Below are 21,069 nucleotides of genomic sequence, written 5' to 3' on the forward strand. Positions count from 1 at the left end.
TATGAAACAAAAAGTGGTTAGCATTGGTGATATCAACGTAGCGAACGACCTGCCGTTCGTGCTGTTCGGCGGGATGAACGTGCTGGAGTCACGCGATCTGGCGATGCGCATCTGCGAACATTACGTCACCGTTACGCAGAAGCTTGGCATCCCCTACGTCTTCAAAGCCTCCTTTGATAAAGCCAACCGTTCCTCCATCCACTCCTATCGTGGGCCGGGTCTGGAAGAAGGGATGAAGATTTTCCAGGAGCTGAAGCAGACCTTTGGCGTGAAAATCATCACCGACGTTCATGAAGCCAGCCAGGCGCAGCCGGTGGCTGACGTCGTGGACGTGATCCAGCTTCCCGCCTTCCTCGCGCGCCAGACTGACCTGGTGGAAGCGATGGCCAAAACCGGAGCGGTGATCAACGTCAAGAAACCGCAGTTCGTCAGCCCGGGCCAGATGGGTAACATCGTCGATAAATTCATCGAAGGTGGTAACGACAAAGTGATCCTCTGCGACCGCGGCGCGAACTTCGGTTACGACAACCTGGTGGTGGATATGCTCGGCTTCGGCGTGATGAAGAAGGCCTCCAACAACTCGCCGGTTATCTTCGACGTCACCCACGCGCTGCAGTGCCGCGACCCGTTTGGCGCTGCCTCCGGCGGTCGCCGCGCGCAGGTGAGCGAGCTGGCCCGCGCTGGTATGGCGGTGGGTATCGCCGGTCTGTTTATCGAAGCGCATCCGGATCCGGACCACGCGAAATGCGACGGCCCGTCCGCGCTGCCGCTGGATAAACTGGAGCCGTTCCTCAAGCAGATGAAAGCGATTGACGATCTGGTGAAAAGCTTCGACGAGCTGGATACCAGCAAGTAAGCCTGACCGCATCACTGAAAAAGCCTGCCGGCGTCAAAACCGGCAGGCTTTTTTTTCGCCCGGACTCCGCCGGACGGGAAAGCGGGGTCAGGCGAAAATGGTCATCAGGTAGGCGGCGAACAGCGCCAGATGGGCCGCGCCGTTCAGCACATTGGTGCGTCCGGTGGAGAAGGAGATATGACACAGCACCAGCGAGGCGACCATCACCACCATCTCCGGCGCGCCAAGGCCAAAGCGCAGCTCATTGCCGGTCAGGAAGGCGATGAGGGTGACCACCGGGACCGTCAGCGAGATGGTGGCCAGCACGGAGCCGAAGAACAGGTTCATCGCCCGCTGTACCTGATTGTTGAGCACCGCTTTGAGCGCGCCAAGGCCTTCCGGCGACAGGATCAGCAAGGCCACGAGGAAGCCGGTGAAGGCCACCGGGGCATTCATGCTGGTCAACAGCGTTTCCAACGGGTTGGCGTTCATTTTAGTGACGGCGATCACCGCCACCAGGTGCACCAGCAGCCAGGCGGTATGCCACCCGCTGCTGTGGGCGGACGGTTTACCGTGGTGCGGGTCGTCATCATCGCCGTCGTCTTCATGCTCATAAACAAACAGACTCTGATGGGTTTTGGTCTGAATAAGCAGGAAAACGCCGTACATGGCCGCCGAAATCACCGCCACCAGCAGCGATTGCCCGGTGCTGAAGTTCGCGCCCGGCAGCGCCATGGGAAACACCAGCACGATAATCGCCAGCGGAAACAGGGCGATAAGATACTGCTTAATGCCGAACAGATTCATATATTGGGTGGCGAATTTACGCCCGCCCAGCAGCAGGGAGAAACCGACCAGACCGCCGGTGACGATCATAATGATGGAGTAGAGCGTATCACGCATCAGGGTCGGCGCGGCGTCGCCGGTGGCCATCAACGCGGAGATCAGACTGACCTCAAGGATAACCACCGACAGGCTGAGAATCAGGGAGCCGTAGGGTTCGCCCAGGCGGTGGGCGAGGACGTCGGCGTGGCGGACCACGCTGAAGGCGCTGCTTAAAATACCGACCAGCGCGAGGATATTAATCGCGATAACCACTGGCAGTGACTGGCTGCTGCCCCAGAAAAACAGCACTGCCAGCGCCAGCACCGGAAAGACGAGGGAAGACTCCTTATGGCGGGTTTTTACCGCCTCATGTGCATGGGTCATGAACCATCTCCATTTATGCAGGTGTTATAATTATAAAAACGCAGGGCGATAAAGTAACAGATATTGCTAAATTTCTGCTGTATTTTTACTTAAGTTTACGGGTATCGAGAGATATCTTGATTAGTTTATTATAATTTGCGATTACGCTATTTTTATACTTACTATTCAGATAATTACTAAAATTCATTTTTAACTCATCATCGGCTTGATAGCCTGCCGCCTGCGTTCCAGACTTAAATTTTATGCTCAAACAGGAGGTCATTATGCCCTATAACAGTAAACAAGAGCTCCCCGACAGCGTTCAGCATGTTCTGCCTGCCCATGCGCAGGAAATTTATAAAGAAGCGTTTAACAGCGCCTGGGATCAATATAAAGATAAAGACGAGCGGCGCGATGACGCCAGCCGTGAAGAGACGGCGCACAAAGTCGCCTGGGCGGCGGTGAAGAACAGCTACGAGAAAGGCGATGACGATAAGTGGCATAAGAAAAAATAATTGCTGACGCCGCTTTTATGCTTGCCAGCGCCCCGCTGATTGCTTATTGAAAGATAAAGCTGGATAATATTTCAGCAATATTGACGGATGCATGAGACGAACGACGGGAAGCGGGCAGTGGCGGAGGTAGTAAACAGTGTTAACTCGTGATTTCTTGATGAATGCGGATTGTAAGACAGCGTTTGGCGCTATTGAGGAATCGCTACTCTGGTCGGCAGAACAACGCGCAGCCTCGCTGGCGGCGACGCTGGCCTGCCGCCCGGATGATGGCTCAGTATGGATCTTTGGCTACGGTTCGCTTATCTGGAACCCGGCGCTCAATTATCGCGAGTCCTGCACTGGCACGCTGCCGGGCTGGCACCGCGCGTTTTGCCTGCGGTTGACCGCCGGGCGCGGGAGCGCCTGCCAGCCGGGACGCATGCTGGCCCTGAAAGAGGGCGGTCGAACCACCGGCGTCGCTTATCGTCTGCCGGACGACACGCTGGAAGAAGAGCTGACGCTGCTGTGGAAACGGGAGATGATTACCGGCTGCTATCTGCCCACCTGGTGCAAGCTGGAGCTGGACGACGGGCGGACGGTAAATGCGCTGGTGTTTATTATGGATCCGCGTCATCCGCTGTTTGAGCCGGATACCAGCGCCCAGGTCATTGCTCCGCTGATCGCCCGGGCCAGCGGGCCGCTCGGCACCAACGCCCAGTACCTGTTTTCGCTGGAGCAGGCGTTGAGTAAGCTCGGGATGCACGACGCCAGTCTTGATGATCTGGTGGCCAGCGTCCGCGCGCTGTTGGGCGACAGCCCGACGCCGGGCCTGGCCTGAGCGCGCGGAAAAGAAAAACGCCCGGCATGGCCGGGCGTGTGTTAAGGCAGTGACTGTCAGGCCGGAACGTAGCTGATGGAGTGCTCCAGTGACTGGCTGTGACTGTCGATAAGCACGTTCCAGGTGCCGCTGTAGGGCACCGTCAGATAGGCGCTGTCCCGATCCTGCACGCTCAGAATATCCGCATGGCTGTCGCCAGGAACCTTCGCGCTCATCAGATGAATATGGCAGCGCTCTGAGCACCGCACCACCAGCGTGTCACCGCCAAACAACGTCAAACTTGCTTTTACCATCGCCATTTTTGTACCCCGTTTCTGTCCCGCTACAGCATCCTGCCCACCCAGTCCTCGCGTGATATTGTTCACACTTTGCTCTGTGCATCACACCAAACGGCGCGGGTCGGGATGCTGATTTTGATCAAAAAAAAGGATAAAGATTAAACAAAAATGACGTTGTTCCTGAAAGCATTCAGCTAACGTTTTTTTCACCTCTTCAGGCGGCGAAACCTGATATTTCCTCCCGTTCGGCGGCGCAGATTTAGAAGGTCAGCACTTTATCTGCCGCCAGGGTCCACTGGGCCAGCTCAACGAGAGTGCCAACCTCCACCCCATCAACCAGCGGCAGTGCGCTGACCCCGCGGCCGTCCGCGCAGGTCTTGCACAGCTTCACGGGAACCTGCTGGGCGGTGAGGATTTCCAGCATCTGCTGCACATTATACCCTTCCGCCGGCTTCTGCCCGCGCAGCCCGGCGGTGACGGCGTCGGACATCAAAAACAGCTTGAGATCGAGGTCGGACTGCTGTTCTCGCAGGGCAATGGCCAGGCGCAGGCTGTTGAACAGGGATTCACTGCCGTAGGCGGCGCCGTTGGCGATAATCACAATACGTTGCATACAAACTCCTTCTTAAAGGCACGGTTATTGCTTTACCGCAGTATAAAGCGTTAACCCGGAGGAGGGGTATGAATAATACGACTGGTCACGCGGACGAGGCGACGGCCTGGCTGCAGCTGGCGCGCCGCCTGCAAAAACAACAGCTTCAGCAACTTTCCCGGCTGGGCGAGCTGGCAAGTCAGCTCAGCGCGCTGGTGCATATGCTGCAGTGCGAGCGCGGGGCGTCGAATATTTTTCTTTGCTCGGGCGGTCAGCTGTACGCGGCGGAGTGTCGGGCGGGTGGGGCGCTGGTTGATGAGCGGCTGGCCTTGTTCTATGCCGCCCTCGAACGGGCGCGCGCGGTCGCCGGCAGCGCGCTGTGCTGGCGCATCGCCCGGGCGGTCGGCGATCTGGCGCAGCTCCCGGCGCTGCGTGAGCAGGTCAGCCGTCGGCAGGTCGCCGCTGAAGCCGCGACGGAGCAGTTCAGCCGTATTATCCGCCATCTGCTGAATATCGTCCCGCAGCTCAATGACAGCATTGACGACCCGTCGGTTGCCGGGCGTATGGTCGCCCTGTACAGCTTTATGCAGGGAAAAGAGCTGGTGGGCCAGGAGCGCGCGCTGGGAGCATTGGGCTTTACCCGCGGCGAGTTCAGCGACAGCCTGCGCCAGCAGTTGGTGGACCGTATTGACGGTCAGCAGCCCTGCTTTGACAGCTTCCAGGCGCTGGGCAGTCCGGCGACGGTCCAGCTGTTTACGACCGAGTGCCAGGCCGGTCTGGACATCGAGCAACTGCGGCGGATCGCCTGCACCCGCCAGCCGGCGGCGGACGGCGGGGAAACGGCGCTGCGCTGGTTCGGCCTGCAAACCCAGCGGCTTGAGCAACTGCGCGAAGTGGAAGAGCAACTGATCGACGATCTACTGGACGCCACCGACGCGCTGTTAGAAGACGACGCGCCTGGCTGGCTGGCCGGGGAGGAGAGCGACAGCGTGACGCCGCGGCTGGATAAACAGCTGCTGCCGCTGGTGCGCCAGCAGGCCTATGAGCTGCAACAGCTCTCCAGCCAGCTGGCTTCGCTGAAAGACGCGCTCGAGGAACGCAAGCTGATCGAAAAAGCGAAAAGCCTGCTGATGACTCATCAGGGGATGCCGGAGGAGCAGGCCTGGCAAACGCTGCGCAAGATGGCCATGGACAAGAATCAGCGGATGGTTGAGATAGCCCGCGCGCTGCTGATGGTGAAGGCGATCTGGCCATTAACCCCAAAGGAGTAGATGCACAATCGGTGGGCATTCGCTGCCTGTCGGCGGTGCACTTTTGCCTGACAAACCGACCAGAGCGAAAGGAAAAGCCCGCCAGCGCGCCATAGCCAAAGCTGGCATCCCCTTTGCATTAGCATTAGTGAGTGAATAAAAGTCCGGGCGACGAACCAATGGCGGTTTGGGTGTCCGTGGATAAAGGCGTCCTGCAGTGCATATGCACTGTCGGGCGCTTTTTTTTTGCGCGTGTGGAGCGGATATGAGCGATAAGTTTTCAATTTCACGGCGGCGCTTGCTGCAGGCAGGGGCCGCGCTGGGCGGCGCGATGCTGCTGCCGGGCGTGATGCAGGCCGCATGGGCCGGCGGCTCGGACAGACCGGAGCAAACCACCGTGCGGGTAGGGTTTATTCCGCTGACCGACTGCGCGCCGCTGGCCATCGCCGCGGCGAAGGGGTTTGACAAAAAATATGGCATTACCCTGGCGCCGAGTAAGGAGGCCAGCTGGGCGGCGGTGCGCGACAAGCTGGTGGCCGGTGAACTGGACGCGGCGCATATTCTCTATGGCCTGCTGTACGGTCTTGAACTGGGGATCGCCAGCAAGCCGCAGGCGATGGCTAATCTGATGACCCTCAACCGCAATGGTCAGGCCATCACTCTCTCCAGCGAACTGCAGGAGAAAGGGGTGACCGACCTCGGCGGACTGAAACGGCTGATCGACCGCAGCGCGCCGGGCAGCTACACCTTCGCCCATACCTTTCCCACCGGCACCCATGCCATGTGGCTTTACTACTGGCTGGCGAGCGCCGGCATCGATCCCTTTAACGATGTGCGCACCGTCGTGGTGCCGCCGCCGCAGATGGTGATGAACATGCGCATCGGCAATATGAGCGGCTTTTGCGTCGGCGAGCCGTGGAACGCCCGCGCCATTAACGACCGTATCGGCTTCACCGCGGCCACTTCCCAGGATATCTGGCCTGAGCATCCGGAAAAGGTGCTGGGCGCCCGTCGCGACTGGGTGGAACGCCACCCGAACACCGCCCGCGCGCTGGTGGCGGCCCTGATGGAGGCGCAGCGCTGGATCGCCGCCTCGGCGGAGAACACCCGGGAGACGGCCCGCCTGCTCGCCAGACGCGGCTGGCTCAATACCAAAGAGCAGTACCTCACCGGCCGGATGCTTGGGGAGTATGACAACGGCCTCGGCCGCCGCTGGCAGGATGCCCATCCGATGCGCTTTTACGCCGAGGGAGAGGTGAGCTTCCCCTGGCTGTCGGACGGGATGTGGTTCCTCACCCAGTTTCGTCGCTGGGGGCTGCTGAAGCAGGCTCCGGATTACCTCGCGGTGGCGTCGCGCCTTAACCGCATCGACGTCTGGCAGGCGGCCGCCCAGGCGGTCGGCGGGGTCAGCACACCGGCAGCCACGATGCGCAGCAGCACACTGATGGACGGTACGGTCTGGAACGGGTCTGACCCGGAAGGCTACGCCCGCCATTTCGCTATTCAACGTAAGGGGGCATGAGATGAAGCAGGCACAACGTAAGCAACCGGTCGTCAGCGTGGAGAACGCGCCTGGCGAAGTCATTATCCTGCCGCCGGTGCAGGTCCGGCGCACCACGCCGACCGTCACGCGCTGGCTGCGTGAGCTCACCCAGCGCCTGCTGCCCCCGCTGCTGGGGCTGGGGGTGCTGCTGCTGGCCTGGCAGCTGGCGGCGATGCACAGCAAAGGCTTTCCCACCCCGCTGAGCACGCTGGACTCGGCGCTGACGCTGTTCGCCGATCCGTTCTATCAGGACGGGCCGAATGACATGGGGATCGGCTGGAACGTGCTGGCCTCCCTGCAGCGCGTGGCGGTGGGCTTCGGCCTGGCGGCGCTGGCGGGCATTCCGCTGGGGTTTTTGATCGGCCGCTCGCTGTTCTTCGCCCGCATGTTTAATCCGCTGATTGCTCTGCTGCGCCCGGTCAGCCCGCTGGCCTGGCTGCCGATTGGCCTGCTGCTGTTCCAGAAGGCGGAGCCAGCCTCCAGCTGGACCATTTTTATCTGCTCCATCTGGCCGATGGTGATCAACACCGCGGAAGGCGTGCGGCGGATCCCGCAGGACTATCTCAACGTCGCCCGCGTCCTCCAGCTCTCAGAGTGGACGGTGATGCGCAAAATTCTCTTTCCGGCGGTGCTGCCGGCGGTGCTCACCGGCGTGCGCCTCTCCATCGGCATCGCCTGGCTGGTGATCGTGGCGGCGGAAATGCTCACCGGCGGGCTGGGGATCGGCTTCTGGATCTGGAACGAGTGGAACAACCTCAATGTGGAAAACATCATCATCGCCATCGTCATTATCGGCGTCGTCGGCCTGCTGCTGGAGCAGGGCCTGATGCTGCTCGCCCGCCGCTTTAGCTGGCAGGACAAATAAGGAGCCAATATGAAACCATTAATTCAGGTGCAGGCCGTCAGCCAGCGCTTCAACACCGCCAGCGGCGAGTTTCTGGCGCTACAGAATGTCTCCTTCGATATCGTCGAAGGGGAGACCATTAGCCTGATCGGCCACTCGGGGTGCGGAAAATCGACCCTGCTGAATCTGATCGCCGGGATCACGACCCCTACCGAGGGCGGACTGCTGTGCGATAACCGGGAAATCGCCGGGCCCGGGCCGGAGCGGGCGGTGGTTTTCCAGAACCACTCGCTGCTGCCGTGGCTGAGCTGTTTCGACAATGTGGCGCTGGCGGTGGATCAGGTGTTCCGTCGCACCATGAGCAAGCATGAGCGTCGGGAGTGGATTGAACACAACCTCGCGCGCGTGCAGATGGGTCATGCGCTGCATAAACGGCCCGGGGAGATCTCCGGCGGCATGAAGCAGCGGGTGGGTATCGCCCGGGCGCTGGCAATGAAGCCGAAAGTGCTGCTGCTTGATGAGCCCTTCGGCGCCCTGGACGCGCTGACCCGCGCTCACCTCCAGGACACGGTGATGCATATCCAGCAGGAGCTCAATACCACCATCGTCATGATCACCCACGACGTTGATGAAGCGGTGCTGCTCTCCGACCGGGTGCTGATGATGACCAACGGCCCGGCGGCGACGGTCGGCGAGATCCTCGCGGTCGATCTGCCGCGTCCGCGCCATCGCGTTCAGCTGGCGGACGACAGCCGGTACCACCATCTGCGCCAGCAGATCCTCCATTTCCTGTATGAAAAACAGCCGAAAGCGGCATAAGGAGGCGGTCATGACGCGGCGACTGGTGGTGATCGGTAACGGCATGGCGGCCACCCGGCTGGTGCAGCGGCTGGTTGAGCGCGACCCTGCGCGGTTTGCCATTACCGTCGTCGGCGACGAGCCGCACCCGGCCTATAACCGCATCCAGCTCTCGCCGCTGCTGGCTGGCGAAACAACGGCATCGCAGATCCCGTTGCTACCGGCGGAGTGGTACACCCGGCACGGGGTGTGTCTGCGGTCTGGCGAGGCGGTGGATGAAGTGGATGTTGCGCAACGGCGGCTGCGCATCGCTGACGCCTGGCTGCCGTGGGACGAGCTGGTTTTCGCCACCGGCTCGCGGCCCTTTATCCCGCCGCTGCCGGGCATTGATCGTCCGCAGGTTATGCCCTTCCGCACCCTGGCGGACGTGGAACGTATTCTGGCGATACCCGGCCCGGCGGTGGTGATTGGCGGTGGGGTTCTGGGCGTGGAAGCGGCGGCGGCGCTGCGTCGCCGCGGCGGGGAGGTCACACTCCTGCATCGCGGGAGCGGCTTAATGGCGCCGCTGATCGACGCCTTTGCCGCCGATGAGCTCAGGCAGCAGCTTGAAGCGCGCGGTATTCGCTGCGTGCTGGAGTGCCGGATCGCCGCCATCGACGCCGACGGCGTGCGGCTGGCGGACGGGCGCGTATTCCGCGCCGCCAGAGTGGTGCTGGCGACCGGCGTGCAGCCCAACAGCCGTCTGGCGGCGCAGTCCGGCGTGCTGTGCCAGCAGGGGATCGTGGTTGACCGCCAGATGGCCGCCTCGCTGCCGGGGATCAGCGCCATTGGCGAGTGTTGCGAAATTGACGGCCAGACCTGGGGGCTGGTGGCTCCCTGCCTGCGCCAGGCCGAGGTGCTGGCGGATCGCCTGTGCGGCGCCCCCGGCGAGGGCTTTGTCTGGCAGGACGCCGGGACCCGCCTGAAGGTCACCGGCATTGAACTCTTTAGCGTCGGCGAACAGCAGGCCGGCGAACAGGATGACATCTATACCAGCTGGGATCCCATCGACCGGCACTATCGTCGCCTGCTGCTGCGCGACGGCCGCCTGCGCGGCGTGCTGCTGATGGGCGACTGTACCACCGCCGCCGCGCTCACCGCGCGCCTGGAAAGCGACGAGCCCGCCACCGCGGACTGGCTTTTTGACCCTTCTTCAACGCAGCCGCAGGCTGCAGGAATAATGACGATGACGAAACCTGTATTAGTGCTGGTGGGACATGGCATGGTCGGCCACCATTTTCTCGAACAATGCGTGAGCCGCAACCTGCATCAGCAATATCGTATCGTGGTGTTTGGCGAAGAGCGTTACGCCGCCTACGACCGGGTGCATCTCTCCGAATATTTCGCCGGACGCAGCGCCGAATCGCTGTCGCTGGTGGCCGATGATTTCTTTCACCAGCACGGCATCGAACTCCGCCTCGGCAAGGCGGTGGCGACGATCGACCGCGACGCCCGGCTGGTGCGGGACGCCGAGGGGCATGAAACCCACTGGGATAAACTGGTGCTGGCGACCGGCTCCTATCCCTTTGTTCCGCCGATCCCTGGCAACGATCTCGACGGGTGCTTTGTCTATCGTACCCTTGACGATCTCGACCGTATCGCCGCCCATGCCGCCGCGGCGAAGACCGGGGTGGTGATCGGGGGCGGCCTGCTCGGACTGGAGGCCGCCAACGCCCTGAAACAGCTGGGGCTGGAGACGCACGTGGTGGAGTTTGCCCCGAACCTGATGGCCGTCCAGTTGGATAACGGCGGGGCGGCGATGCTGCGGGAGAAGATCGTCGCCCTCGGCGTGGGGGTGCATACCAGCAAAGCCACCACCGCCATCGTGCGCGAGGCCGATGGCCTGCGGCTGAACTTTGCCGACGGCGGCACGCTGGCGGCCGACATGGTGGTCTTCTCGGCAGGGATCCGCCCGCAGGACGCGCTGGCCCGCGGCTGCGCGCTGCAGGTTGGCGAGCGCGGGGGGATTGGCATCGACGGCCAGTGCCGCACCACTGACCCGGACGTGCTGGCGATAGGCGAATGCGCCCTGTGGGATAATAAAATTTACGGCCTGGTGGCGCCGGGTTATCAGATGGCGCGGATCGCCGCGGCCACCCTCGCAGGAGAGGACGCCTGCTTTAGCGGCGCCGACATGAGCACCAAACTGAAGCTGCTGGGGGTTGACGTAGCCTCGTTTGGCGATGCGCAGGGGCGCACGCCGGGCTGCCAGAGCTATCAATGGACCGACGGTCCGCAGCAGGTTTACAAAAAAATCGTTGTCAGTCAGGACGGCAAAGCCCTGCTTGGCGGCGTGCTGGTGGGGGACGCCAGCGACTACGCCACGCTGCTGCAGATGATGCTGAACGGCATGGCGCTGCCGCCGCGTCCGGAGAGCCTGATCCTGCCGGCGCTGGAGGGGGCCGCGCCGAAGGCGCTGGGGGTGGCGGCGCTGCCCGACAGCGCGCCGATCTGCTCCTGCCATAGCGTCAGCAAAGGCGATATCTGCCAGGCGGTGAACAATGGCGCGGGGGATATGGCGGCGATAAAAAGCTGCACCAGAGCGGCCACCGGCTGCGGCGGCTGCAGCGCGCTGGTGAAACAGGTGATGGAGCACCAGCTGGCGGCGCAGGGCGTCGAAGTGAAAAAAGACGTCTGCGAGCATTTCCCGTGGTCGCGTCAGGAGATCTACCATCTGGTGCGGGTCAACCATATCCATACCTTCGAGCAGCTGATTAGCCGCTACGGCCAGGGGCACGGCTGCGAGGTTTGTAAACCGCTGGTGGCCTCGGTGCTGGCCTCCTGCTGGAACGAATACCTGCTGAAGCCGGCGCACCTGCCGCTGCAGGATACCAATGATCGCTATTTCGCCAACATTCAGAAGGACGGCACCTATTCGGTGGTGCCGCGGATGGCGGCAGGGGAAGTGACGCCGGACGGGCTGATCGCCATCGGGCAGATCGCCAAACGTTACCAGCTCTACAGCAAAGTGACCGGCGGCCAGCGCATCGACCTGTTTGGCGCGCGGCTGGAACAGCTGCCGGCGATCTGGCGCGAGCTGGCCGACGCCGGGTTTGAAACCGGCCACGCCTATGGCAAGTCGCTGCGCACGGTGAAGTCCTGCGTCGGCGCAACCTGGTGTCGCTACGGCGTGCAGGACTCCACCGGGCTCGCGGTGCGGCTCGAGCATCGCTATAAAGGGCTGCGCGCCCCGCACAAAATCAAGATGGCGGTCTCCGGCTGCACCCGCGAATGCGCCGAAGCCCAGGGCAAAGACATCGGGGTGATTGCCACCGACAAAGGCTGGAATCTCTACGTCTGCGGCAACGGCGGAATGAAGCCGCGTCACGCCGACCTGTTTGCCAGCGACCTCGACGAAGCGACGCTGATCCGCAGCATCGATCGTCTGCTGATGTTCTATATCCGCACCGCCGATCGCCTGCAGCGGACCAGCACCTGGATGGACAACCTGGAGGGCGGCGTGGCCTACCTGCGGCAGGTGGTGCTGGAGGACAGCCTCGGCATTGGCGAGGAGCTGGAACAGGAGATGGCCCGCATCGTCGACAGCTACCAGTGCGAGTGGCAGACCACGCTCAACGATCCCCAGCGCCTGGCGCTGTTCCGCTCCTTCGTGAACAGCGACCAGCCCGACGAGGCGGTGCAGCGCCACGATCTGCGCGGTCAGCCGCAGCCATTGCCTGCTGAAGCGTTGCCTGAAGGCGAACTCCCATCCCGGCCGTGGCAGGCGATTTGCGACCTTGACGCCATCCCGGCGCAGGCGGGGATCGGCGCCCGGTTAGGGGAGCGGCAGATCGCCCTGTTCCGCTTTGGCGATCGGGTGTATGCCCTGGACAACCGCGAGCCGGGCAGCGCGGCCAACGTGTTGTCGCGGGGGCTGTTAGGGGACGTCGGCGGGGAACCGGTGGTGATCTCCCCGCTGTACAAACAGCGGATTCGCCTGCGCGACGGCTGGCCGTGCGACGGCGGTGAACAGGCAGTGCGCGCCTGGCCGGTGAAAGTGGAAAACGGCAAAGTGTGGGTGGGCAGCCAGCAGCTGCTGGCGCGAGCGGAGGCCTCCTGATGAAGACCATCCGAACGACCTGTCCCTACTGCGGCGTAGGCTGCGGCGTGCTGGCGAGCGTGGATGACGCGGGTCAGGTGAGCGTGCGCGGCGACGATCAGCACCCGGCCAACCTCGGCCGCCTGTGCGTCAAAGGGGCGGCACTAGGGGAGACCACGGGCCTGGCGGGGCGGCTGCTGGCGCCGGAGGTGGACGGCCAGCCGGTGGCCTGGTCTCAGGCGCTGGCGGAGACCGCTTCCCGCCTGCAACAGGTTATCGACCAGCACGGTCCGCAGGCGGTGGCCTTCTACGCCTCCGGCCAGCTGTTGACGGAGGATTACTATGCCGCCAACAAGCTGATGAAGGGATTTATCGGCGCGGCGAACATCGACACCAATTCGCGGCTGTGCATGTCGTCGGCGGTGACCGGCTACAAGCGGGCCTTTGGCGCCGACGTGGTGCCCTGTAGCTATGAGGATGTGGAAAACAGCGATCTGGTGGTGCTGGTCGGCTCGAACGCCGCCTGGGCGCACCCGGTGCTGTACCAGCGTCTGGCGCAGGCGAAGCGGGATAATCCCCGGCTGCAGATCGTGGCGATCGACCCCCGGCGCACTGCCACCTGCGAGATCGCCGATCGCCATCTGGCGCTGGCGCCGGGAAGCGACGGCGGGCTGTTCGTGGGGTTGCTTAACGCCCTGGCGCAGGCCGGGGCCTGCGTCGACGGTTTTCGCGACGGCCCGCAGGCGCTGGCTGCCGCTCGCGGCTGGGACGTGGCGAAAGTGGCGGCTTTTTGCGGCCTGCCCGCCGATGAGGTGGCGGGTTTCTATCGCGATTTTATCGCCGCCCCGCGGGCCATCACCCTCTACGCCATGGGAATTAACCAGTCAGCCAGCGGCAGCGACAAATGTAATGCCATCATCAACGTTCATCTGGCCAGCGGAAAGTATGGCCGCCGCGGCTGCGGCCCCTTTTCGCTGACCGGTCAACCCAACGCCATGGGCGGGCGCGAAGTCGGCGGGTTGGCGACGATGCTGGCGGCGCACATGGATTTTGTGCCAGACGATCTGCAGCGGCTGGCCCGCTTTTGGGGAACCGAGCGGCTGGCGCAGACCCCGGGGCTGACCGCCGTGGAGCTTTTTGCCGCCATCGGCCGCGGCGAGGTGAAAGCGGTGTGGATCATGGGCACCAACCCGGTGGTGTCGCTCCCCGACAGCCACGCGGTGAGCCAGGCGCTGGCCGGCTGTCCGCTGGTGATCGTCTCGGATGTCGCCGCTGAGACGGATACCGGACAATTCGCCCACATTCGCTTTCCGGCGCTGGCCTGGGGCGAGAAAAATGGCACGGTCACCAACTCGGAGCGGCGCATCTCCCGTCAGCGTAGCTTCCTGCCGCCGCCGGGGGAGGCGAAAGCGGACTGGTGGATCATCGCCAGAGTAGGGCAGGCGCTGGGGTATCGCGAGGCGTTTGCCTGGCAGCATCCGCATGACGTCTTCCGCGAGCATGCGGCGCTGTCCGGTTTCGAAAACGACGGCCAGCGGGCGTTTGATATCGGCGCGCTGGCGGATCTCAGCCGCGAGGCTTGGGACGCCATGGCGCCGGTACGCTGGCCGGTCAGCCGCCGCCGCGCCGCCTGGGATGTCACGCGCGGCTGGCATAGCGATGGCAGGCTGCGGATGGTGCCAGTGACGCCTCAGCCGACCCGGGCGGCAACCGATGTCTTTTATCCGCTGATCCTCAACAGCGGGCGGATCCGCGATCAGTGGCACACCATGACCCGCACCGGCGCCGTGCCGCGGCTGATGCAGCATATCGCGGAGCCGGTGGTGGAGGTGGCGCCGCAGGACGCCGTTCGCTACCAGCTTGTCGCCGGCGGGCTGGCGCGGATCTGGTCGCGCAATGGGGTGATGGTGGCGAAAGTGGCGATCAGCGAAGGCCAGCGCCCCGGCTCGCTGTTTGTCCCAATGCACTGGAACAATCAGTTCGCCCGCCAGGGGCGGGTGAATAATCTGCTGGCCGCCGTCACGGACCCGCATTCCGCCCAGCCGGAGAGTAAACAGGCGGCGGTGGCCATCGCCCCCTGGCAGCCTGCCTGGCATAGCGAACTGTATTGTCGCGAACCGCTGCCGTTTCCTGCGGCCTGGCACTGGCGGCGGCGGGCGGCGGCGGGCGTATTGCACTACTCGCTGGCCGGGGAGGCGTCAGCCCGACAGTGGCTCAGCGTCTGGTGCGCGCAGCGCGGCTGGCAGCTGCAGATAGCAGACGGCGGCGCGGTGTGGAACCTGCTGGCGTGGCATCAGGGGAGGCTGATGCTGGGCTGGTGGAGCGATGCGCGCGAGCCGGCGGTGGATAGCGCAGGGATAAGCGCCGCCTTTGCCGCGCCGCCGTCCGATGCCGCCCGGCGCCATGCGTTGCTCAGCGGCCGACCGGACGCCGCCGCCGCGCCGCCGGGGCGGATCGTCTGCAGCTGTTTTGGGGTGGGGGAGCGGGCGATCGGCGAGGCCATCGCCAGCGGCTGCGCCAGCGTTGGGGCTTTGGGCGCCAGGCTTAAGTGCGGGACCAACTGCGGCTCCTGCGTGCCGGAGCTCAACGCGCTGCTGACGGCGCAACCGGCCCGCGCCGGGGCGTAACGGCGCGGCGGCACCTTCTGTGGTTGGGCGACTATTTGCCCAACCGGTTTCAGCATATTCCTGGAATTGTCCGCAGGGCTGCGGGAGAAGGGAAAAAACGATAAACTAAAACTATCTTCCAATTTTTTCTGCGAGCCCGCGTAAAACCTGTTGATGCCTGTGTCGTACCGTTTGCTGCCATCCCTGATCTTTCTCCTGCTGCTGCCGGGCGCTCCCGTCTGGGCGCTGACCGCCAGCGACACGGCTCTTACGCCCCAGGGAGAAGATCCCTTGCCCGATTTGGGGATCGCCCCGCAGGTCGATGACGACGCCAGACACTTTGCCGAAGTGGCGAAGAAATTCGGCGAGGCCAGCATGAGCGATAACGGACTGACGGCGGGCGAGCAGGCGCAGATGTTCGCCATCAACAAACTCGGCAATGAAGTGAGCCACCAGCTGGAGAGCTGGCTCTCGCCGTGGGGCAACGCCAATGTCGACCTGCTGGTCGATAAAGAGGGGAAGTTCACCGGCAGTAAAGGGAGCTGGTTCGTGCCATTGCAGGATAACGATCGCTACCTGACGTGGAACCAGTATTCGGTAACCCGGCGCGAGAACGATCTGGTGGGCAATATTGGGCTTGGCCAGCGCTGGCGGGTCGGCGGCTGGCTGCTGGGCTATAACTCGTTTTATGACAAGGTGCTGAGCGAAAGCCTGGCCCGCGGCAGCGTCGGCGCCGAGGCGTGGGGGGAATATCTCCGCCTGTCGGCGAACTACTATCATCCGCTGGGCGACTGGCAGCTGCGGGAGAATCAAACTCAGGAGCAGCGGATGGCCGCGGGGTATGACGTTACCGCCCAGGCGCGGCTGCCGTTTTATGAGCACATCAACACCAGCGTCAGCGTCGAACAGTACTTCGGCGACAGCGTCGATCTGTTTCACACCGGCACAGGCTACCATAACCCGGTGGCCGTCTCCGTCGGGCTCAATTATACCCCGGTCCCGCTGGTCACCGTGACCGCCAAGCATAAGCAAGGGGAAAATGGCGTCAGCCAGAACAACGTTGGCCTGAAGCTCAACTACCGCTTTGGCGTGCCGCTCAAGCAGCAGCTGGCGGCGGACGAGGTGGCGTTCAGTAACTCGCTGCGCGGCAGCCGCTTCGACAGCCCGGAGCGGGATAATCTGCCGGTGGTGGAGTATCGGCAGCGCAAAAATCTGACGGTCTACCTGGCCACGCCGCCCTGGGATCTACAGTCCGGGGAGACGGTGCAGCTGAAGCTGCAGATCCATAGTCTGCACGGCATCAAGTCGCTGCACTGGCAGGGCGACACCCAGGCGCTCAGCCTGACGCCGCCGGTGGATGCCAGCAGCCCCGATGGCTGGAGCGTGATTATGCCGGTGTGGAACAGTGAACCGGGCGCCGCGAACCGCTGGCGCCTGTCGGTGGTGGTAGAGGATAAACAGGGGCAGCGCGTCTCCTCCAATGAGATCGTCCTGACGCTGACCGAGCCGCTGATCAAGTTCACCGCGCCTGGCGTCTCGTGGACGGACTCGCCTTAAAAAATTCGCTCCTGGTGGACCCATACCGCGGCTTCCACCCGGGATTTGAGCTTCATTTTCTTCAGCATGTGCTTGACGTGCACTTTGACGGTGCTTTCGGTGATATCCAGCCGGCGGGCTATCATTTTGTTCGGCAGCCCCTGGGCGATCAGCTTGAGGATGTCGCGCTCGCGCGGGGTCAGCTGGCTGATGTCGCGATCGGAGGTGGCGCGGTTGGCGCGCAGGCTGGCGGCCAGCACCGGGGTTAACGCTTCGCTTAATACCATCTCGCCGGCGGCGGCCTGCTGCAGCGCTTTCAGCAGATCTTCCGGCTCCATGTCTTTCAACAGATAGCCATCGGCACCGCGCTTGAGGGCGGTAACAACGTCCTCTTCATGGTTAGAGACGCTGAAGACCACCACCCGGCCAGACAGCGATTTCTCACGCAGTTTGTCCAGCGTTTCCAGACCGTTCATGCCCGGCATATTGAGGTCCAGCAGGATCAGGTCCGGATCCAGCGACTCCGCCAGCTCGATACCTTGCGCGCCATTGCTGGCTTCGCCAATCACCTGGATGTCCGGCGCCATGCTGATCAGTTGTTTCACGCCGGTGCGCAGCATCGGATGGTCGTCAATGAGAAGGATGGTTGCCCGTTCCTGTTGACTCATGGGGGTCTCCTTATTGGATGGAAAACGTTTTTTCCGGGATAAACGTGACGATCACTTCGGTCCCGCCGGTTTCCCGGCGCCGAACCTGACAGTCGCCGCGCAGACTTTGCGCGCGATCCCGCATAATGATTAAACCGTAATGGTTACTCCGCTCGGCGTGGTCCGGCACGCCGCGGCCGTTATCCGCCACCACCAGACGGACCTGATTATCGCGTTGTGACACCGTCACGGTGACTTGGGTCGCGCTGGCATGCTTCAGGGCATTGCTTAACGCTTCGCGGGCGATCTGCAGCAGGTGAATGGCCTGATGCGACGGCACAAAGCGCGGCGGGAGCTGATAATCAAGCTGCACCGTGAAGCCGAAGTGGGCGCTGTACTCCTGACAGCTGGCCTCCAGCGCCGGGCGCAGGCCCGGCTCGGTCAGCTGCAGGCGGAAGGTGGTCAACAGCTCACGCAGCTGGGCCCAGGAGGTATTCAGCTCGTTACGTATCTGCCCCAGCAGCTGACGGCTCTCCGCCGGCAAGGCGTCGCCCTGCATCTGCAGGCAGCTGACCTGCATCTTCATACAGGATAGCGACTGGGCGATGGAATCATGCAGCTCACGGGCGATAGTGGCCCGCTCTTCCATAACGATCAGCTGCTGCTGTTTCTCCTGATGGCGGTCCAGCGCCAGGGTGCTGGTCAGTTGTTCAACCACAGTATCCACCAGCTGCTGCTGATCGTGGCTGAGATGACGGCCAACCGGCAGCGTCGCCAGCAGGATGCCGTACTGATTATGCGCATCCGACAGCCGCCACTTCAGCGTCGTTCCGCCATCCGGCAGAGGCGGCAGGTTGCGGGGGCAGAGGTAGCAGCCCATGTCGTCACATTCATTATCCGAGTGGCAGGTAAACTCCTGATGGTTGTCTTCATCTTCCAGATCGTAGACCCGCACCTCGATATCGCGCAGCAGCGTCAGACCCTGCAGGCCGTTCAGCACCGGCGAAATGCGTTCACAGAGCGGGGCGTTGGCGTGCAGCCGGCGGTTGGCCTGCCATAAGAAAGCGAGGATCTCGTTCTTCTGTTCCAGCCCGGCGGTCTTCTCCTGCACCCGGCGCTCGAGCACGGCGTAGCTTTCCGCCAGCTCTTCCGACATGTTATTTAGCGCCATGCCGAGGGTCGCCATTTCGTTGCGTCCGCTGATGTGCGCCCGCTGGGTGAAATCACGCTGGCTCACCGCTCGCGCCATGCTCAGCAGCTGTTTCCATGGCCGCAGCAGGCGGGCGCGTAGCCAGATGATGGTGAAGATCAGCAGCAGCGCCATGCCGATGGCGAGGAGGCGATGGATCCAGACCACCCGTTCGATACGCTGCTCGGTGGTATGGTCGAATGCGGTTACCAACTGGTCGATACGATCGACAAAGTCGGCGACATCCTGGGCGACCTCCGCCTGGTTGACCGCGCGCTGCATGCCGGGAGCCAGCGCCAGCTGCCAGTACTGCTGCAGGGCCTGCAGCTGGCGCTCCTGCCCGTCGCGGCGGGCGGAGTTTTGCAGCTCCGGACTGAAGACGGTGGCGGTCATATCATCGACCAGCTTTTGGTCGTGTTCATTCAGCGGGATCGCCGCCAGCAGCCGGTAGCTCTGCATGCGTAATGACCCGGCTTTGTTAATGGCGTGCGCGCTGCCCTGCACGCCGTTGACCAGGCGCGCGGAGATCGCCATACCGGCGACGCCAGTAAGGGTGGCAAGCAGGACGATCAAAGCCAGTTGATTGACCAGCGTCAGCGGGGTAAAAAGACGTTTTAACATGGAATGCGTGGCTCCTGACCGGTCGTGTCCCCGGGAGTGGCGCTTATTCTCGGCTATCCCCTGGAGTATACCCATACCCACAAAGAGTTACTCCTTAATTGTCGGTGGTAGGCGCCGTTGGGAGAGGGGTTAGACGCATCCCGGCAGCCGTGTGAAAAACCACACTTTTTTTCCCACCATTCTCTACTCACTTCGGAGCATGGTTTATTTTCGCACAAATTAGCGCGCGCTTTTCCTTTGATTTATATCAACTTACCGCCCGGGGCAACCCCTAAGGTAGCGGCAGGAAAAATGAATAATCAGAGGTATCTATGAGTCAATCTTCCCTCCCGGAGAAGGCTAACCGCTCGGTCATTACCGACTGGCGGCCTGAAGATCCTGAATTCTGGCAACAGCGCGGCCACCATGTGGCGAGCCGCAATTTATGGATCTCCGTTCCCTGTCTGTTACTGGCGTTCTGCGTGTGGATGTTGTTCAGCGCCGTTGCCGTTAACCTCAACAAAGTGGGCTTTCAGTTTACGACCGATCAGCTGTTTATGCTGACCGCGCTGCCGGCGCTGTCAGGCGCTTTGTTGCGCGTGCCTTACGCTTTCATGGTACCGCTGTTCGGCGGCCGCCGCTGGACGGCGTTCAGTACCGGGATCATGATTGTGCCGTGCGTGTGGCTGGGCTTTGCGGTCCAGGATACCTCCACGCCGTTTAGCGTCTTCGTGATCATCTCTCTGCTGTGCGGCTTCGCCGGGGCCAACTTCGCCTCCAGTATGGCCAATATCAGCTTCTTCTTCCCGAAAGCGAAGCAGGGCGGGGCGCTGGGCGTCAACGGCGGCCTTGGTAATATGGGCGTCAGCGTGATGCAGCTGGTCGCGCCGCTGGTGGTGTCGGTCTCGGTGTTTGCCATTTTTGGCGGGACCGGCAGCGAGCAGCCGGACGGCTCAATGCTGTATCTGGAAAACGCCGCGTGGATCTGGGTACCTTTCCTGATTATTTTCACCCTGGCGGCGTGGTTCTTTATGAACGACCTGTCCGCTTCTAAAGCCTCGCTGAGCGAACAGCTGCCGGTGCTCAAACGCCTGCACCTGTGGATCATGGCGCTGCTCTATCTGGCGACCTTCGGCTCCTTTATCGGTTTCTCCGCCGGTTTCGCCATGCTGTCAAAGACCCAGTTCCCGGACGTGCAGATCCTACACTACGCCTTCTTCGGTCCGTTTATTGGCGCGCTGGCGCGTTCGATGGGCGGGGCGATCTCCGACCGTCTCGGCGGTACCCGCGTGACGCTGGTCAACTTTGTGGTGATGGCTGTCTTCTGTGCGCTGCTGTTCCTGACCCTGCCGACCAACGGCCAGGGCGGTAACTTCATCGCCTTCTTCGCGGTGTTTATGGTGCTGTTCCTGACCGCCGGGCTGGGGAGCGCTTCCACCTTCCAGATGATCTCCGTGATCTTCCGTAAGCTGACCATGGACCGGGTGAAGGCCCAGGGCGGCAGCGAAGCCCAGGCGATGCGCGAGGCGGCGACCGATACCGCGGCGGCGCTGGGCTTTATCTCCGCCATTGGCGCCATCGGCGGCTTCTTTATTCCGAAGGCGTTCGGTATCTCGCTGGATCTGACCGGCTCGCCGGCCGGCGCGATGAAAGTCTTCCTGATCTTCTATATCGCCTGCGTGATCATCACCTGGGCGGTATACGGCCGTAAGCGTCAGTAATTCGCCATCGTCGATGTTGCTTCGTATAGGCG

General features: G+C 62.7%; 16 protein-coding genes. 11 read left to right on the plus strand and 5 right to left on the minus strand.

All coding sequences use genetic code 11. The annotated features are described in order from the left end of the window. Nucleotide 1: 1 nt before the first annotated feature. On the plus strand, nt 2-856 hold the full coding sequence (gene kdsA / locus L2I46_RS00935; protein ID WP_002910393.1) for a 3-deoxy-8-phosphooctulonate synthase: 855 nt from the start codon (nt 2-4) through the stop codon (nt 854-856). An 87-nt stretch (nt 857-943) separates the two neighbouring features. Here kdsA and chaA read toward each other — a convergent pair whose 3' ends face one another. Next, complete coding sequence (gene chaA / locus L2I46_RS00940) at nt 944-2,044, minus strand: sodium-potassium/proton antiporter ChaA (RefSeq protein WP_004203207.1); 1,101 nt, start codon at nt 2,042-2,044, stop codon at nt 944-946. A gap of 263 nt (nt 2,045-2,307) precedes the next feature. On the opposite strand from chaA, the gene chaB reads away from it, so the two are divergent. Both chaB and L2I46_RS00950 read left to right on the plus strand, forming a co-directional pair. Next, the gene (chaB, locus tag L2I46_RS00945; protein WP_023290145.1) at nt 2,308-2,538 is read left to right on the plus strand and encodes a putative cation transport regulator ChaB; all 231 of its coding nucleotides are present in this window, start codon (nt 2,308-2,310) and stop codon (nt 2,536-2,538) included. Nucleotides 2,539-2,674: 136 nt separating this feature from the next. Further along, complete coding sequence (locus L2I46_RS00950) at nt 2,675-3,355, plus strand: gamma-glutamylcyclotransferase (protein WP_023290144.1); 681 nt, start codon at nt 2,675-2,677, stop codon at nt 3,353-3,355. Between the two features lie 56 nt (nt 3,356-3,411). On the opposite strand, the gene L2I46_RS00955 is transcribed toward L2I46_RS00950, so the two are convergent. Further along, nucleotides 3,412-3,654, minus strand: coding sequence for a DUF1883 domain-containing protein (locus tag L2I46_RS00955; protein ID WP_002910387.1), 243 nt, complete (start codon nt 3,652-3,654; stop codon nt 3,412-3,414). A 238-nt stretch (nt 3,655-3,892) separates the two neighbouring features. Then, complete coding sequence (locus tag L2I46_RS00960) at nt 3,893-4,246, minus strand: DsrE/DsrF/TusD sulfur relay family protein (protein ID WP_002910380.1); 354 nt, start codon at nt 4,244-4,246, stop codon at nt 3,893-3,895. Nucleotides 4,247-4,314: 68 nt separating this feature from the next. Between L2I46_RS00960 and nasR the strand changes: the two genes are divergently transcribed. The 7 genes from nasR to L2I46_RS00995 all read left to right on the plus strand — a co-directional run bounded on the left by nasR (nt 4,315) and on the right by L2I46_RS00995 (nt 16,901). Then, on the plus strand, nt 4,315-5,496 hold the full coding sequence (nasR, locus tag L2I46_RS00965; RefSeq protein WP_048297764.1) for a nitrate regulatory protein NasR: 1,182 nt from the start codon (nt 4,315-4,317) through the stop codon (nt 5,494-5,496). A 244-nt stretch (nt 5,497-5,740) separates the two neighbouring features. Next, nucleotides 5,741-6,997, plus strand: coding sequence for a CmpA/NrtA family ABC transporter substrate-binding protein (locus L2I46_RS00970; protein WP_065806135.1), 1,257 nt, complete (start codon nt 5,741-5,743; stop codon nt 6,995-6,997). 1 nt (nt 6,998) lies between these two features. Continuing rightward, complete coding sequence (gene ntrB / locus L2I46_RS00975; RefSeq protein ID WP_032453295.1) at nt 6,999-7,883, plus strand: nitrate ABC transporter permease; 885 nt, start codon at nt 6,999-7,001, stop codon at nt 7,881-7,883. A 9-nt stretch (nt 7,884-7,892) separates the two neighbouring features. Further along, the gene (locus tag L2I46_RS00980) at nt 7,893-8,681 is read left to right on the plus strand and encodes an ABC transporter ATP-binding protein (RefSeq protein WP_032453294.1); all 789 of its coding nucleotides are present in this window, start codon (nt 7,893-7,895) and stop codon (nt 8,679-8,681) included. A 10-nt stretch (nt 8,682-8,691) separates the two neighbouring features. After that, a complete protein-coding gene (nirB, locus tag L2I46_RS00985) occupies nt 8,692-12,759 on the plus strand; it encodes a nitrite reductase large subunit NirB (RefSeq protein WP_236947469.1) in 4,068 nt (1,355 codons plus the stop codon). Then, the gene (locus L2I46_RS00990; RefSeq protein ID WP_236947470.1) at nt 12,759-15,365 is read left to right on the plus strand and encodes a nitrate reductase; all 2,607 of its coding nucleotides are present in this window, start codon (nt 12,759-12,761) and stop codon (nt 15,363-15,365) included. The genes nirB and L2I46_RS00990 overlap by 1 nt, the downstream gene beginning before the upstream one ends. A gap of 153 nt (nt 15,366-15,518) precedes the next feature. After that, nucleotides 15,519-16,901: a YchO/YchP family invasin gene (locus L2I46_RS00995; protein WP_032453282.1), complete on the plus strand. Its 1,383-nt coding sequence runs from the start codon at nt 15,519-15,521 to the stop codon at nt 16,899-16,901. Here L2I46_RS00995 and narL read toward each other — a convergent pair. Continuing rightward, complete coding sequence (gene narL / locus L2I46_RS01000) at nt 16,898-17,548, minus strand: two-component system response regulator NarL (RefSeq protein WP_002910198.1); 651 nt, start codon at nt 17,546-17,548, stop codon at nt 16,898-16,900. The genes L2I46_RS00995 and narL overlap by 4 nt on opposite strands. Before the next feature lie 10 nt (nt 17,549-17,558). Then, nucleotides 17,559-19,337, minus strand: a complete 1,779-nt coding sequence (narX, locus tag L2I46_RS01005) for a nitrate/nitrite two-component system sensor histidine kinase NarX (protein ID WP_032428899.1) — start codon at nt 19,335-19,337, stop codon at nt 17,559-17,561. A gap of 311 nt (nt 19,338-19,648) precedes the next feature. Here narX and L2I46_RS01010 point away from each other — a divergent pair, with 311 nt between their 5' ends. Continuing rightward, nucleotides 19,649-21,037, plus strand: coding sequence for a NarK family nitrate/nitrite MFS transporter (locus tag L2I46_RS01010; protein ID WP_023290135.1), 1,389 nt, complete (start codon nt 19,649-19,651; stop codon nt 21,035-21,037). The last annotated feature ends 32 nt before the right edge of the window (nt 21,038-21,069 follow it).

It is taken from the genome of Klebsiella sp. 2019SCSN059 (assembly GCF_021739525.1).
GTDB lineage: Bacteria > Pseudomonadota > Gammaproteobacteria > Enterobacterales > Enterobacteriaceae > Klebsiella > Klebsiella quasipneumoniae.

Excerpts from the sequence above, each read along its gene's own strand:
- kdsA (WP_002910393.1), top strand. The coding sequence starts at position 2 with ATGAAACAAAAAGTGGTTAGCATTGGTGATATCAACGTAGCGAACGAC.
- chaA (WP_004203207.1), bottom strand. The coding sequence starts at position 2,044 with ATGACCCATGCACATGAGGCGGTAAAAACCCGCCATAAGGAGTCTTCC.
- chaB (WP_023290145.1), top strand. The coding sequence starts at position 2,308 with ATGCCCTATAACAGTAAACAAGAGCTCCCCGACAGCGTTCAGCATGTT.
- L2I46_RS00955 (WP_002910387.1), bottom strand. The coding sequence starts at position 3,654 with ATGGCGATGGTAAAAGCAAGTTTGACGTTGTTTGGCGGTGACACGCTG.
- L2I46_RS00960 (WP_002910380.1), bottom strand. The coding sequence starts at position 4,246 with ATGCAACGTATTGTGATTATCGCCAACGGCGCCGCCTACGGCAGTGAA.
- nasR (WP_048297764.1), top strand. The coding sequence starts at position 4,315 with ATGAATAATACGACTGGTCACGCGGACGAGGCGACGGCCTGGCTGCAG.
- L2I46_RS00970 (WP_065806135.1), top strand. The coding sequence starts at position 5,741 with ATGAGCGATAAGTTTTCAATTTCACGGCGGCGCTTGCTGCAGGCAGGG.
- ntrB (WP_032453295.1), top strand. The coding sequence starts at position 6,999 with ATGAAGCAGGCACAACGTAAGCAACCGGTCGTCAGCGTGGAGAACGCG.
- L2I46_RS00980 (WP_032453294.1), top strand. The coding sequence starts at position 7,893 with ATGAAACCATTAATTCAGGTGCAGGCCGTCAGCCAGCGCTTCAACACC.
- nirB (WP_236947469.1), top strand. The coding sequence starts at position 8,692 with ATGACGCGGCGACTGGTGGTGATCGGTAACGGCATGGCGGCCACCCGG.
- L2I46_RS00990 (WP_236947470.1), top strand. The coding sequence starts at position 12,759 with ATGAAGACCATCCGAACGACCTGTCCCTACTGCGGCGTAGGCTGCGGC.
- L2I46_RS00995 (WP_032453282.1), top strand. The coding sequence starts at position 15,519 with ATGCCTGTGTCGTACCGTTTGCTGCCATCCCTGATCTTTCTCCTGCTG.
- narL (WP_002910198.1), bottom strand. The coding sequence starts at position 17,548 with ATGAGTCAACAGGAACGGGCAACCATCCTTCTCATTGACGACCATCCG.
- narX (WP_032428899.1), bottom strand. The coding sequence starts at position 19,337 with ATGTTAAAACGTCTTTTTACCCCGCTGACGCTGGTCAATCAACTGGCT.
- L2I46_RS01010 (WP_023290135.1), top strand. The coding sequence starts at position 19,649 with ATGAGTCAATCTTCCCTCCCGGAGAAGGCTAACCGCTCGGTCATTACC.